Source organism: Streptomyces sp. NPDC002144 (assembly GCF_053593695.1).
The window spans coordinates 16232-30967 of sequence record NZ_JBSFDB010000072.1; the positions used below are offsets into that span (position 1 = coordinate 16232).

6 protein-coding genes and 3 pseudogenes are annotated in these 14736 nt (G+C 67.6%); 7 read left to right on the forward strand and 2 right to left on the reverse strand.

Translation table 11 applies throughout. The features are described from left to right. Positions 1–417: 417 nt before the first annotated feature. The 6 genes and pseudogenes from ACWCQ1_RS47010 to ACWCQ1_RS47035 all read left to right on the forward strand — a co-directional run. Positions 418–1038, forward strand: a pseudogene (locus ACWCQ1_RS47010) (NACHT domain-containing protein); the annotation flags it as partial. Positions 1039–2895: 1857 nt separating this feature from the next. After that, positions 2896–3510: pseudogene (locus ACWCQ1_RS47015) on the forward strand (sugar transferase); the annotation flags it as partial. 339 nt (positions 3511–3849) lie between these two features. Beyond that, entirely contained in the window at positions 3850–5058 is a 1209-nt protein-coding gene (locus tag ACWCQ1_RS47020; protein WP_451029469.1) for an ABC-three component system protein, read from the forward strand. Beyond that, on the forward strand, positions 5055–5546 hold the full coding sequence (locus tag ACWCQ1_RS47025) for a three component ABC system middle component (RefSeq protein ID WP_451029470.1): 492 nt from the start codon (positions 5055–5057) through the stop codon (positions 5544–5546). Before ACWCQ1_RS47020 ends, ACWCQ1_RS47025 begins: the two co-directional genes overlap by 4 nt. Continuing rightward, entirely contained in the window at positions 5543–7504 is a 1962-nt protein-coding gene (locus ACWCQ1_RS47030; RefSeq protein ID WP_451029471.1) for a DUF3732 domain-containing protein, read from the forward strand. The genes ACWCQ1_RS47025 and ACWCQ1_RS47030 overlap by 4 nt, the downstream gene beginning before the upstream one ends. Before the next feature lie 241 nt (positions 7505–7745). Then, positions 7746–8342, forward strand: a complete 597-nt coding sequence (locus tag ACWCQ1_RS47035; RefSeq protein ID WP_451029472.1) for a hypothetical protein — start codon at positions 7746–7748, stop codon at positions 8340–8342. A 99-nt stretch (positions 8343–8441) separates the two neighbouring features. On the opposite strand, the gene ACWCQ1_RS47040 is transcribed toward ACWCQ1_RS47035, so the two are convergent. Both ACWCQ1_RS47040 and ACWCQ1_RS47045 read right to left on the reverse strand, forming a co-directional pair. Further along, the gene (locus ACWCQ1_RS47040; RefSeq protein ID WP_451029473.1) at positions 8442–10553 is read right to left on the reverse strand and encodes a HEAT repeat domain-containing protein; all 2112 of its coding nucleotides are present in this window, start codon (positions 10551–10553) and stop codon (positions 8442–8444) included. A gap of 143 nt (positions 10554–10696) precedes the next feature. Further along, positions 10697–11212, reverse strand: coding sequence for a hypothetical protein (locus tag ACWCQ1_RS47045; RefSeq protein ID WP_451029474.1), 516 nt, complete (start codon positions 11210–11212; stop codon positions 10697–10699). Between the two features lie 1948 nt (positions 11213–13160). On the opposite strand from ACWCQ1_RS47045, the pseudogene ACWCQ1_RS47050 reads away from it, so the two are divergent. Next, positions 13161–13685: pseudogene (locus tag ACWCQ1_RS47050) on the forward strand (tetratricopeptide repeat protein); the annotation flags it as partial. Positions 13686–14736: the final 1051 nt, after the last annotated feature.

Genomic DNA, 14736 nt, shown 5'->3' on the forward strand with positions numbered 1-14736 from the left:
TGCGCCGGGGCGGGCTTGGCGGGATCATGGGCGCCATTCGGCGGTGCAGGGGTCGGGGGGCGCATGGGCGGCGATTCGGCGTGGTTGCGCCGGCTGGGGCAGGGGGGCCTGCTGGTTCTGGTGTCGGTCGGGTTTCCCGTCGCCGCCGTCGTCCGGTCCGCGCAGTTGCGGGAGCATCCCCTGCTCGCCTTCTGCCTGCTGCTGGTCTACGAGGCGGTCGTCGCTGGCGCCGCCTTCGTCGGCGCGGTGGTGCGCGACTTGCGTGGGCGGTGGGTCACGCGTGCCGCTGATTCCCTCGACCTGTGGATCCGCCGCAGGCTGTCCCCGTACACCCGGCAACTGCTCAAGTACGTTCGGGCCAGCACCCGTTACATGGACGTGAAGGGCCTGTCGACCGCGGGAGAGTACACGCTCGAGATGCAGGACGTCCTGGTCTCGCTGTCACTGGTGCCTACCCCTGTGCACGTCCTGACGCCCGACCCGGTGCGTCAGCACGCTGCGGACCCGGCCCGGGGTGAACAGTCGGTCTGGTACTGGCTGCGGCGGGCCCGGCGGGAGGGAACGGTACTGGCCGTCATCGGGCCGCCGGGTTCCGGCAAGACCACTTTGCTGCGGCACGTGGCCTTCCGTCTGGCCACTGGCGGCCGGGCTGCGCGGACAACGGGCCTACCGGGCATGATGCCGCTGCTGGTGAACCTCCGCGAGCACCAGCGGTGGTTCGCGGAGGAGGCAGGGACGCTGCCCGACCTGTTACGGCGCTGTCTCGCCCAACTCGACCAGGGGGAACCGCCGTCGTGGGTGGAGTCCAACCTGCGCGCCGGGAACGTTCTGCTCCTGCTGGACGGACTGGATGAGCTGCCTGATGACACCGCGCGTGTCTCCGTCGCAGACTGGATCGAGGAGCAGTCCGCGGCCTGGTCGGGGAACCAGTTCGTGCTCACCAGCCGCCCGTTCGGCTACCGCAGCCGACCCCTCGCTGGGGCGACCGTGGTGGAAGTCCAGCCTCTATCGACCCGTCAGATCACCCTGTTCGCCGAGCAGTGGTACCGGGCCATCGCGATCCGTTCCCACGGGGCCGACAACGACTCCTCCCGGTTGGCCGCCCGGCGCGGCGCGGCGGAGTTACTGTCGCGGCTGGATGAGAACCCGGGCCTGTACGAACTGACCGCGAACCCTCTGCTGCTGACCATGGTGGCCAACGTCCACCACTACAAGGGTGCGCTGCCGGGCAGCCGCACCGAGCTCTACGCGGAGATCTGCGAGGTCTTCCTCGGCAAACGCCACGAAGCCCGGGGCGTGACCCTCGACATGCCAGGCCGGCGCAAGCGGGCCGTGCTACGCGCCCTCGCCCACACGATGATGTGCCGCGGATTGGCTGAACTGCCCGCAACGGACGCGGCCCAGGTGATCGCGCCCGCCCTCGCGCGGGTGGCGGACGCGGTAGAGCCCGCGGACTTCCTGCGAAGCGTCGAAGGCTCGTCAGGCCTTCTGGTGGAGAAGGAACACGGCGTCTACGCCTTCGCCCATCTGACACTGCAGGAGTACCTGGCAGCCGAGCACATCCGCGAAGAGCAGCTCCAGGATCAGCTCCTCGCATGGCTCGACCAGCCCTGGTGGCGCGAAACGGTCCACCTGTACTGCACCATGTCGGACGCCACCGCGATCGTCGACGCCTGCCTGAGCCAGGCGGACGATCCGGCCATGCTTGCGCTGGCCGCGCAGTGCATCACGGAGTCCCAGCAGGTCGCCGAGGCGAGCAGGGACGCCGTGGCGCGGTTGATCAGCCCTGCTGACGCGCGGGAGAACCCGGCCAGCCGGCACATCGCGGCGCAGGCGCGGCTGCGGCTGCGGCCCGCCCAGGACATTGCGATCGGCCGGAACAGCTTTGTCGGCCTGCCCGTCACCTGGCTGGAGTACCAGTACTTCCTGGACACCCGTCCCGAGGACGGCGGGTGCCTCGTGCCCGACCACTGGGACGACCAGGTCTACCCGCCTGGCCAGGACGACGAGCCGGCCGTCGGCTTGCGGTTCGAGGACGTGGCGCGGTTCTGCGAGTGGTTGACGGCGCAGGCGGGCTCGGGCTCGTGGTACCGGCCCCCACGCAGCAGCGAGATCGACGCAGTGCTGGAGCGCGACGTGCCCGGGTTCTCCCCGCACGCCTTCTGGACCGGCACCCGGTCGCCCCGGCAAGACGGCCGCTTCTGGCCGCTGTACCGGCCGTCATCGGCCCGAGCTCCCCGGCTCGCCTATCCACCGGTCAACCTCCCAACCGACCGCCTGTCGGCCGTCCAGACCGCGTCGGCGCGCGAGTACGCCGCGGCCGGAGCCGCCCCTGCCCTGCTCGACCTGGCGCAGAGGACCGGCGCCTCGGACGCCTGCGACATCGGCGCACTCGTTTTGGATGTCGAGCTGGCCACCGAACTCGCGCGCGAACGCTGGAACCTGGACGCAGGCAACACGACAGCTCGGCAGCTGCGCGAAGCGCTGACGGACCTGCTCGACGACGTCAAGCGCCGCGTCGACGCCTGCTTCGACCGTCGCGGCTGGGCCGAGCGGCGCACACCGCGGGCAGTCGCCGGGCGTGAGAAGTGCCGGATCGACGTGCTTCGGGCGGCACAGCTCTGCACCGAGCTGTACACCGCCGTCACCGGCAAGGACCGGCTACCGCCGAAACACCGTATGCCCCGCCCTACCCGCAAGGCACCCTTGCCGAGCAGATCGCCCGCCGTGGTCGTTGGTGTCCTGGCACACGCCCTGACGGAGATCCACCACGAGATGCTCGCCGTCGAGATGCGGCTAAGTGGCGAGGCACTACCCACCGAGGCACTCGTCTACCGGCGGGGCGTGGGGAGCGACGGACGGGACCGGGATTCCGCGTCGGCCGCAGCGCCAGGTGGCGGCGGGCGAGCCTGGCCAGTGCTGAAGCCGTTGGCCGACCGATGCATGGCCAGCCTGCTGCTCCTCCTGTTCGCACCGTTGATGCTGATGACCGCCTGCGCAGTGAAAGCCGACAGCCGGGGACCAGTCTTCTACCGGCAGACACGCGTCGGCCTCAACGGACACACATTTCCGCTCTTGAAGTTCCGCACCATGGTCGCCAATGCGGACCGGCTGCTCGCCGAACGCCTGGCCACCAACAGTAACGACAGCGGCCTGCTCTTCAAGATCCGACGGGATCCGCGGATCACCCGAGTCGGTGGCGTCCTGCGACGCTACAGCCTGGACGAGCTGCCGCAGCTCTTCAACGTGCTCCGGGGGGAGATGTCCCTGGTCGGCCCCCGGCCGGCACTGCCCGAAGAGGTGGAAGCCTATGACTCGGACATCCGCCGGCGGCTGGTGGTAAAACCCGGGCTCACGGGCCTCTGGCAGATCTCCGGTCGGTCGGACCTGCCCTGGGAAGAAGCCGTGCGGCTGGACCTTGACTACGTCGACCACCACTCCGCAAGGCTCGACCTGGTCATCCTCGCCCGCACACTGGGCGCGGTGCTGTCCGGGCAGGGAGCCTACTGAACCGGAGGGCAAGATCGCGTGCGGTGGCCCACCCTGCCCTGCAACAAGGCGTACTCGACATAGCCTCCAACCCCTCGCCCGCGCCCCAACAGCTGGATGGGCGTGACCTACCGGCGTCTGGCCCGCGACATGGCCTTTTGCCAGGGCGTATTCGGCGGGTAGGTCCATCCAAGTGCAACGGGCGCCCGGGCTACGAGGTTCAGCAGCCCCACTGCAGGACCTCAGCACGCGGGGCGGCCACGGATACCAAGGTTGTCGGACGAAAGGGATGTCAGTGATCGACCGGGTGTGACACCATCGGATTACTCGCAGTGAGCACAGGCCTGCAGGGGGTTGAACATGGTGGAGCGTGAACCGGATTTCGAAGCTTCGGCGTCCGCGCTCGGCTACGTCTACCAGCTCCGTGAAGCCCTGCACTTGTGCGTAGGACGTCTCGGAAACCTTGACTGGGCGTTGGCCATCGAGGCGGGGGACGACATCGAGGAGGTCCGTCGCGACGGACGGACGTACTACCAGCTCAAACACCGCGCCCCTGGTACACGGATGACCAATGCAAGCGTGGACTTGTGGAAGACCCTGCGGATCTGGGCCCACGCGATCCATCATGAGCAACTCGACCTCGCTCAGACGGACCTCATTCTGCTCACCACCGCGGAACTGCCCGCCGGATCGGTGGGCAGCATGCTGCAGCCCGAGGGGTCCCGACAACGCGACGAGCGGAACGCGCTGGAGGCACTGAAGACCACGCGCAGGATCTCCAAGAGTGACGCTCTGGCGAAGGCATTCGCAGCCTTCGATCTCCTGCAGCCGGCACAGTTGGAACGCATGGTGTCCAAGATCCAGGTGATCGGCAACGCTCCCGACGTCGATGCCGTCGAGCAGAAGCTGCGGCAAGCGGCGATCACGGCCGTGGGCCGTGATCACGCCACATCGTTCCTCATCCGCCTGGAAGGCTGGTTCTTCCGGCGCACTATTCGGCAACTGCGCGCCGGCGGCCTAGACGCGATCACCGGGCTGGACTTTGATGCGGTCTTCTCCGATCTGCGCAATCAGTTCGGACGGGCAAATTTGCCCATCGACGAAGACATCGCTGAGATGGAAGCTGACTTCGTCAAATACTCCGGCCAGCCGTTCGTACGACAGTTGGAGCTCATCGAACTGGGCTCACGGCGTGTGAACAGGGCGGTGCGCGACTACATGAGAGCTGTCACCCAACGTTCGCGCTGGCTCAACGAGAACCTGCTGTTACCCCAAGAGCTCAGCCGCTATGAGCGACGTCTGATCGAGGAGTGGGAAGAGCTCTTCGATGACATGGTCGACACCCTCGGCGTCGAGGCGGCTGAAGCAGAGAAGATCGCCGCAGCCACAACGATCTACCGGTGGGCGATGACGGAAGCTCAGCGACGTATTCGTCCTGAGTGCGATGAACCATTCGTCGCCAAGGGGTCGTTCCATATCCTGGCCGACGACTACAAGATCGGCTGGCACATGGACTTCATCGCTCGACTCATGGCCGTACTTGAGCCTGCGGAGACCACGTCCGTATGAGTGAGTTCAGCGCTCTCAGTCGCGATGAGCGAGCCCTGTACAACCCCGCCTTCACGGGCCTTGTCGCAGCTCGCGCGGTGCAAGGCCACCAAGCGGAGTTCGGAACGCCGTGCCCGGTCGTCACTGCCACCCTCGCCGCCGTGATGGCCTTGCAGCCGAGGATCCGCGCCGAGCTGCCGGGCTCGATCGCAAGCGGACTGCACCGCTGGGTACAGGAGCATCCAACGGTGCGCACGTCGATGACGCTGAACGCCACGGCAATGGCCGACGTCGTTCGCCCCGGCCTGCTGATGGCCCTGCAAACACGCACGCTGGCCTGCGACGCAGAAGGTCTCCTCCACGTGCCCAAGAAAGCATTGAAGAAGACGATCACGGGTGGCAGCGACGATGTCATCGCCGTCCAGAAGGCCGCGCTGCTGCTGGGGCGTTGGCTCCCCAGCGCCGGCAGCATCAGTACCGTCATGACCCTGCTAGGAGTCCGGCCTTGACGTTCCAGATCCGCGCCATCTCCATCTATCGGCGGGACGGTGAGGTTCGTACCGTTCCGTTCGAGCTGGGCTCGCTCAACATCATTACGGGTGACTCCCGGCGCGGAAAGAGCGCCATCTTGACGATCGTCGACTACTGCCTAGGCAGCGACGAGTTCGTCATCCGAGGCGCAGCACTTCGCAACTTCGTGCATGTCTTCGCGCTCACCATCGTCAAGGGTGACGAGCAGCTTTTCGTGGCCCGCCCCGCCCCCGTCGGCAAGGCAGCCACCAACAGCACTCTCTGCGTAATCTCCCAGGAAGACGGAGCCCCTCCTCCGGACTACACGACACTGACCTTCTCCACGCCTTTGGACATTGCGAAGAAGGTCCTCTCCAAGTTCGCCGGCATCGACCCATCTGTGCAGCTGCCCGTGGCACGCAGCCCCCGTCAGCTCTCCCCGTCTGTCCGGCACGGTTTGTTCTTCTGTCTGCAGGAGCAGAACGAGGTCGCCAACCAGGACCTTCTCTTTCACGGACAGATGGACGACTTCCACCGCCCCGCCCTGCGAGCGATGCTGCCCTACTTCCTGGGCGCCGTGGATCCAGAACGCGCCCAGCTTGAACACCGTCTCCGGCTTCTGCGCCGGCAGCTGGTCGAACAGCAGGAGCGTCTTGAGGCTGCCCGACCGTTCCAGCACGCCTCCGGCACGGCGGCGGGACTGCACGGGGAAGCCATCGAGGCTCACCTGCTTGCTCGACTTCCCTCAGGACGTCTCCTGTCCAACGACGAGATCGTCGACCGACTTCGCGAAGCCGTCGAGACGGCCGTCCCTGACATAGAACCTCCCGCAGGAGAGGATCCGCTATCGGCTCTCAATGAGACGCGACGCGACTCGCGCCAGGCCTACTCCCAGACCCGCGTACGGATATCAAATCTCAAGACGATCGCCAGGGAGAAGGACGACTTCCTCGGCCAGGTGCGTGAGCAGCACGCCCGGCTCGCCACCCTCGGCCTGCTGTATCGGGCGCATCCGGAAATGCCGCCACAAGACAACCTGTGCCCGGTGTGCGGCAGCCAAACGACCGACGCTGCTGGGACCACCCAGCTCATGAGGCTTGACCTTCAGCGCCTAGATGCTGAAATGTCCACGATCGGAGAAGCGACACCGGACATCAACGCCCGCATAGCTGAGGAAGAAGACGCTCTTGCGGATCTACGCTCAGCGCTGGCCCGCAACCAGGAGGAAATTGAGGTCCTGAGCGCTGGCCAGAGGGCCGCTGCCCAGGATGATCCGCGTCACCGGGCAGCTGTCGTCCAAGGCAGGATCAGCCTCTTCCTCGACACGTTGACCCGGCACGTTCAAGCCCCGGTTGAGGACCGCAGGGAGGAACTCGCACTAGAGATCGCCTCGCTCGAAGAACAACTCGGCAACAGTGCTCAAGAGGACCTTCTCAGCAGCTATCTATCCCTTGTCAACCAGAAGATCCAGGCCAAGGCCATCGCTCTGGAACTGGAACATCGTAACGATCCCATCCGCCTCGACCCTCGAGGACTGACCCTAATTGCGGACACACAGCGTGGGCCCGTCAAGATGTCGGAAATGGGCAGCGGGCACAACTACTTGGGCTATCACATCGCGACCATGCTGAGCCTGCACGAGTGGTTCAAGGAGATCGGCAGCCCTGTCCCTCGGTTCCTCATTCTTGATCAACCCTCGCAAGCAGGATTTCCCGATGAGACCCGCGGCGGCGGATTCGGATCCGCCCGAGCCACACTCCTCAACATCTACAAGACGATCGCCTCGAGCATCGAGTCTCTCGATGGTTCCTTCCAGGTCATCGTCCTTGAGCATGCTGACCTGGACGCCGAGCCGTTCCGTAGTGCGGTGCGCGCCCGATGGAGGCAAAGCAACGGAGAAGCCCTCGTCCCTGAGCACTGGATTACCGACGAGGCCGACGACGGCGCGGAGGAGTGAACATGGCAGCCGCGGCTTCGACGCAACCCGTTCGCCCATCTAACCGCGCCCCCTGCCGGGAAAGGCGGCGATTCCCTGCTCCGACTCGACGCAACGGCAGGCAGCAAGGGCGGCCGGTCCCTCGCAGTTCGCGGATTGAGTGTGATGGCCGCCGGCTGCAAGTTCACTCGCTGGAGGGACCGTGACGGTCCGGCCGCGCGGGTCGAAGGCTGGCCGCCCGACAGCTTCGTAACGTGGGTGGATGACGGGTTCGTGGTGGTTGGTCTTGGTGGGCTTGGTTCTGCAAGCAGCTGGCGCGTCCCTGGCACTGATCGGCTTCACGAAGACGTGGCGCCGTCATCGCGGCGTCGAGTTGTTCTGGGCGCCAATGATTCGTTGGTGTGGCTGGCTGCGTGACCGGCTGAAGGCGGGAGCGAGTCGCGTGAACCAGATAGTGCTCCGAGCCCTGCGGAAACCGATCCCACACCGCTATGTGCGTGCGGGCGATATTGGCGCAGGAGTCGATGCGGGGGCTATCAAAGCCACCCACGGGCCGGTGGTCCCGGATCTCCAAGCCGTTGCTGATGGACTGACATCGTTGAGTGCTGTGGTCGATCAGCTGCGGGAGGACAACGGGGTCGAGCACGAACGCGTATGGACGGCGCTCAACGACCACTCCGCAAAGCTGTTGACGACGACTCGCGAGCTCGCCATTGGCGGCCTGCGACTTCAGATCTGGGGCCTCCTGCTGATCACGGTCGGGGCTCTTCTTGCGGGTATTCCATCCCTCGCGACCATCAGCGATTCCGCAAATCAGTGTCCATGCTCTCCAAGCTCGTTGGCACGCCCTTCCTGCTGACGGCTGCGTTCAGTCACGATGGGATCGCCGACGAATTGACGGCGGGGAGAAGCACTGACCACGGACGCTCCTGCGCCCGGCGGTCCTCTCGCTCCTCGATCAGCTCGTCAGTCCCTGCTCCGGAGGATCGAGCCGGGCGATAAGGGCTCGGGCGACCCGCTGGAGCTCCTCGTCGCGCTCGAGCGTCTGGAACCCGTCGCCGCGCTTGGCCAGGGCCAGTTGCGCGCGGAGCAGGGGCACAGCGGGTGCCGCCAGGGCGCCCATGCGGTCCAGGCACGCCACGACCGCGTTGGCCGTCGCCGGGTTGTTGGCCACGGCCTGCAGCAGGACGTCCAGGGCTGCCGGCGCCTCGGCTTGGCCGCCGATTTCCCACAGCGCTGCCGCGCACGGCACCCGCACCCACTCATAGCCGTGCTTCAAGTGTCGCCGCAGGCGTGGCAGGGCGGCGGAGGCGGGCGGGCCGATCTCGGCGAGCACGTCGGCCGCTTCGCTGATGCGGAAGGTGATCGGGTCGTCGAGGAGCTCGAGGAGGAGCGGCATGACCTCGGCCGGGTCGCCGTCGACGGCCCAAAGGGCGGCGACGGCGGCGGGCTGTACGTGCGCGTCGGTGTGGGTGGTCAGCGACCGGATCGTCTCTTGTGCGTCGGACGCCGCCGGGCCGAACGTCCCGAGTGCCTTCAACGCTGACGCGGTGACGCCGTGTTGCTCGTGACGGACCGAGGAGTCGAGGGCGTCGACCACTAGCTCGATGGCGGTCGTGTCGTCGAGTGCGGCGAGGGCGGCCAGGATGGCGTTGACGCTCATCGTGGTCCACTCCTGGGCGAGGTCGAGGCGGCGCAGGTGGTGGCCGAGCCGGGGCACCAACTCGTGTGCCGCCTGCGGCAGATGGCGTGCGACCTGGATGGCGCGCCAGGCATCGACGCCGCCGTCCAGCGCGGCCAGCAGACTCGGCAGCGCACGGATATCGCCCAGGCGGACCAGGGCCCGGACGGCCGCTTGGTGGCTCTTGCGCAGCCGCGCATCGAGCGCGCTCCAGACGCCAGGTCCGTGCGCAGCGCGCTGGGCGTCGACGTGCGCGGCGAGTGCTTCGCGGGCCGGGTCGGCGATCGGGTGGCAGGCCTCCAGAACGCCGGCTGCTTCGGTGGCCACCTCCAGGTCGGCCGTGGTGAGTTGGCCGGCGACCAACAGGAGGAGGCGGGTGTGGTCGCCGCGCCAGGTCCGCATCAGCTCCCCGGCCATCCGGACCGCGTCCAGGCGCGTGCCGGGGTCGGGGCTGGCCAGCTGCTCGGCCAGCACCGCGGTGCGCTCGGCCACCCGGTGGCCCAGGAGGTCGTGGAAGGTGCGCAGCAGGCTCGTGGTGTGGGCGTACATCCGTGTGCTGTGGTCGAGATGCTCGAAGGCGGCGACGATCTGGGGCGGAATGCCCTGGGCGGAGACGGACGGGCGGCTGGGGGCTGGTGTGATCGGCTGCGCGGGCAGCGTGCGGGCGCTTTCGTGCAGCAGGGTGACGGCCGTCGGTACGACGTCGTCACCGATGTCGTTCGGGGTACAGCGGGCGCGCTGGATCAGGGCTGCGAGCCGGGTCACCGGCCCCCAGGCCGGGGTGGCGGCGAGCTCGGCGAGCCAGTCCTCCGCGTACGGTGCGGCCGCCGGCAGGCGCAGTGCCAGAGTGGCGGCCGCGTCGAGGATCCGCAGCCGGGCCGTGATACCGCGCTCGGCGGCCAGCCGCTCGCGCAGCAGGGCGGCGGCCTGGCCGGCATCGTCGAGGAACAGCCCCAGTCCGGGGATCGCGGCCAGGCGCACGTTCGGGTCCGGGGCGCGGACGAGTTCGGCGAACTCCATGCCCCGGGCGCGCAGGAAGGCGGCGGCCTGCGCGCAGCCGGCCGGGGGGTAGTAGTCGATCTCGGTGCCGTCATCGTCGAAGCCCCGATCGAGGGACTCCCGCCCGATGCTGACCACCAGCGCGACCACGGAGGCCCGGTCGGGCGTGGCACGGTCGACGGCCAGCTCGAACAGGAAGGGCAGGCTGGCCGCGGTGGAGGAGTAGACGCTGCCCTGGTGGTGGACGGCGCTGTAGAAGCGGTCCAGGGCCTTGCTGCGTTCCTCGGCGTTCGGGGACCGCAGCGTCCGTAGCAGAGCGGGTATTTCCTCGGCTGTGCCGTATGCGTGTTCCAGCGACGCCCAGTCGACGTCATCAAGTCCCTCGAACATGATGCGAACCTTGTCAGGCAGCACTGACAACCGGGTCGTTCCAGGCCGGGGCGGTGCGGCATCGCGGACACCGTTCCGTCAGGGTGTGGGAGCGGCGCCAGGGCGTGCGAGTCAGCGCACTGGACTTCTGTTGTGATCGGCGTCTATGTCGCAGGGTGTCCGACCCAAGCCTGATGGTGGGAACGGACGTGTAGTTCCTTGCGCAGGCGGCCTCGCAGAACACCGACTCGGGTTCTGCCTTCCAGGACCTGAAGACCGCGGTACGACGGGTCCAGGAGCCGTCGGTCGATCAGGATCGGCGCACGCATCCACGTTCCGTGTTCCACCCAGTGCCGGCCGACAGCTGGAGGGCGCACTTCGACCCACCAGGCCGGGTTCTCGGCGAAGTAGTCAATCAGGTCGGCCTCGGACGCGCCTGTCGGCATGTCGCTGAAGACGTCCGCTGGAATCGTCTCAAGCCGCCAGACGATCCCTTCAAGTTCGATGCCCCCGTAGTCCCGCAGAAACGCGTCGTTGTCACCGTGGTCGAAGAGGAACTGTTCGAGAACGTCGTCTGGCCATCCGAGCGAAGCCAGCGAAGGATCAACGCGGAAACGATCAAAGGTGAGGCCACCGTCCTCGCGGCGCGCCATCAACTGGCTGAGGTCATTTAGCTTCACCCCGCCAGGTGTACAGCAGAAACGCGGCCATGTTCCCTGCTCCGGGGCAACAGGCGCACCGACAGCACAACAGGCCTGCGGCGTTGCCGGGCGCCGTGCCTCGGGCGCGGTGCCGAGCAGACCTCGGCCACAGCCGCGTCCAGGTCCTGGGCCGGTGCCACATGCGGGGCGGGGTTCCGGCGCAGCCCGCTAGGAGCCGACGGCCGCCATCGGGGAGTACCGAGCGTTCGTCACGGCAGGACAAGCACTGACCATGGAGGCATCGGCGTCAGCACCCCAGCTGCGGGGCCGCCTTGTCATACTGGCGGCCGGGGGGTGCGGGATGCCAGAACTGCCGCCGTCACGCCAGGAGTTGATCCGGCGCCGTCGCCGGAGCGGTTTCGTCGGCCGGCGCGACGAGATCAGCGTCTTCCGGGAGAACCTTGCCCGGGATCCGTTGGACGATGACTACCAGTTCTTCTTCCATGTCCGGGGCAACGCTGGTGTGGGCAAGACCTCGCTGTTGCGGCAGTGGGAGACGATCGCCCGCGATCAGGGCGCGGCCACGGTGTACCTCGACGACGATGTGCACGGCGCCGTGGAGGCGATGGCGCAGATCGGCGACCGGCTCGGCTTCCAGGGCCTGGAGTTGCGCCGCTTCGACAAGCTGCTGGCGACGTTCCGCCAGCGTGAACACGAGATGCAGTCGGCCCGCGACACTCAGGCGGCTGAGGGGGTCGGCGCCGCGCAGCCGCCTGGGGCCTCGCTCCCCGCTTCGGTTGCCGCGCAGGTTGGTTTGGCCGGCCTGGGTATGGTCCCGGTCGTCGGGGCGTTCGCCGGTGCCGTTGACCCCCAACAGGTCGCCCAGGGCGCGGACCGTCTGCGGGCCGCGCTGGGTGCACGGATGCGATCCCACGACGACATACGACTCGTCGTGGACCCGGTGCGGTTTCTGACCCCGTTGTTCCTGCAGGACCTGGCGGACGTGGCGCGGCGGCGTCCCCGGATGGTGCTGTTCTTCGACGTGTACGAGCGCACCGGCCCGGTGCTGGACGAGTGGGTTCGCGACATTGCGTTCGGCGACACGCACGGCGTGCTGCCGGCGAATGTCCAGATCGTGCTGTCCGGGCAGGGTCGGCTGGCCAACCAGACCTGGGGTGACTGGCTGGACTTGATCACGGAGGTGCCGCTGGAGGTGTTCACCGAGGAGGAGGCGCGCTCGCTGCTGGCCCTGCGGGGCGTTGCCGACGAGCGGGTCGTCGAGGTCGTTCTGCGTCTGTCCGGGCGGCTTCCGGTCTTGGTGCACACCCTGGCGCAGGCCCGGCCCGACTCCGACCGTACCGTGGGGGATCCCTCGGGGACGGCGGTGGAGCGGTTCCTGAAATGGGAGACGGACCCCGCGCGGCGGGCAGCCGCCCTGGCACTGGCCCTTCCCCTTCAGTTCGACGAGGACGTCTACCGCGCCGTCGCCCCGGTGGAGGCCGCCGAGCAGTACGAGTGGATGCGTCGCCTCGCCTTCGTCACCGACCAGGCCGGGCGCTGCCGCTACCACGACGTCGTACGCGCTCCCATGCTGCGCTTGCAGCGCCTGCAGTCCCCGACCCGCTGGCGTGCCGCGCACGAGCTGCTCGCGGAACGTTTCCGCAGCTGGCGGACGATGCTGGAGCAGAGTCTGCCGAGCGCGGAACGCTGGGGTGACGCGGCCTGGCGCGAACACCGGTACAACGAGACCTACCACCTCCTGTGTGCTGATCCGCGCCTTGCACTACCGGAGGCGCTCAGGGAGATCGTGCACGCCTGCGAGCACGGAAGCGCCACAGCCCGGCGCTGGACTCAACTCCTTGCCCAAGCCGGGACAGACGCTGCGGACGACGGTCTGCATGCCTGGGCACAACGGCTGAGCGGTGCTTCTTCGGAGGACGCTGCGGTCGTCCTGACGTTTCTTGATGCGTTGCTCGCTTACCCCGGTATGGACACCGCAGGGCAGCTGCACGCCCGCCTCGTGCGCGGGCGACTGCACCGGCGTGCCAGGCGGAATGAGGCAGCGCTCACCGACCTGACCGCGGTCCTGGTCCTGGAGCCGCGGAACGCCGACGCCCTGGTGGAGCGCGCCTTCACCCATGAGCAGATGGGAAACACGGCGGACGCGCTCGCCGACATGGACGAGGCGATCCGCGTCCGGCCCGACGCCTGGACGCACACGGTACGGGGGCAGATCAACCTTGGAGCCGGGGACCGCGACGCAGCGCTCGCAGACTTCGACCAGGCTCTCGAACTCGACCCCGATCAGGAGTGGGCCCGGGCCAGTCGTGCCGAGGTCTACCGCATCGAGAAACGCTACAAGGACGCCCTGGCCGATCTGGATCGCGCGCTCGCCATCGACCCCGAGTACACCTGGGCTTACGCAGAACGCTCCCGGTGTCTCTGCGGCCTGGAGCGGTGGGACGAAGCACTCCACGACATGGCGCGGGCGGCCGACCTGGATGCCAAAACGCAGTGGCACCGTGCCCACTTCGCGCTCCTGCTCCTTAACCTCGGCCGCCACGCGGAGGCCCTTCGGGAGGTGGACAGGGCGCTGGCCGCCCCGTATGAACACGGGCCACGAGACCGGGCCTGGCCCTACGAACTCCGCGCGTGGGCCCTGCACGGACTCGGCCGTGAGACCGAAGCTCTCGCCAACGTTGACCACGCCATCTCCGTCGATGACGGGTACACGCCCTCCTTCGCGACACGTGGATGGCTGTTGTGGGAGGCTGGGCGACTCGCAGAAGCGGAACAGGACTTCGACCGGGCACTATCGGGCGATCAGCTGTCGCCGTGGAGTTTCGGCGGCCGCGGCATGGTCCGTCTGTACGCAGGGCGGTACGAAGACGCTGTTGCCGACTTCACGCAGGCCTTCACCGTCCAGTTCGACTTCGCCGACGCGGAGAGCGAGATCGCCCGGCCACTGATGCAGCTGGTGCGGCAGCACCTGCCCGCAAATCATGCCGCCATCACGGCTGCGATCAGACTCGCGGCACTCCTCACCCGTCAGGTGCAGTGGCCCGGCGTGACACGGCAGGCGGCATCCGTGCTGGCTCTGCGCCCCAGCGTGGGGCTGCTGACCGACAGTGCAAGGCTACTGGGGCACGTCGCCAGGGCACTTGACGCTCCGCCCGAAGGCGCAGACATCGAGCGGATTGCCTGGGCACGTAAATTCCTGCCCCCCATCGTCAATGCCCTCGCCCCCTGGAGATCTCACACACACCGGGATCCAGCCTGACCAAGGTCTGTGTCCAGCGAACGTGACACCGCACGCGCAACGGAACAGCCACTTCCGTCTTCCGATGCCTCGGTCATCGCCATCTGCCGCACCCCCCCACGCTGCGAGGAAAGCCAGCCCTTCCTATAGGAACCAGACGACCAAGCCTGCATGAGACGCCGAGCGTTCCCAGCAAGGCAGCAGGCTGAGGGTGTGTCAACTTAACGGCTGATCTTGGTTGTTGAGTTATCGCTGGTTGGTGGGGGTCAGGCGGCCGTCGAAGGCGATCTGGAAGGCGTTGAGG

Excerpts from the sequence above, each read along its gene's own strand:
- ACWCQ1_RS47035 (WP_451029472.1), top strand. The coding sequence starts at position 7,746 with ATGACGGGTTCGTGGTGGTTGGTCTTGGTGGGCTTGGTTCTGCAAGCA.
- ACWCQ1_RS47025 (WP_451029470.1), top strand. The coding sequence starts at position 5,055 with ATGAGTGAGTTCAGCGCTCTCAGTCGCGATGAGCGAGCCCTGTACAAC.
- ACWCQ1_RS47020 (WP_451029469.1), top strand. The coding sequence starts at position 3,850 with ATGGTGGAGCGTGAACCGGATTTCGAAGCTTCGGCGTCCGCGCTCGGC.
- ACWCQ1_RS47040 (WP_451029473.1), bottom strand. The coding sequence starts at position 10,553 with ATGTTCGAGGGACTTGATGACGTCGACTGGGCGTCGCTGGAACACGCA.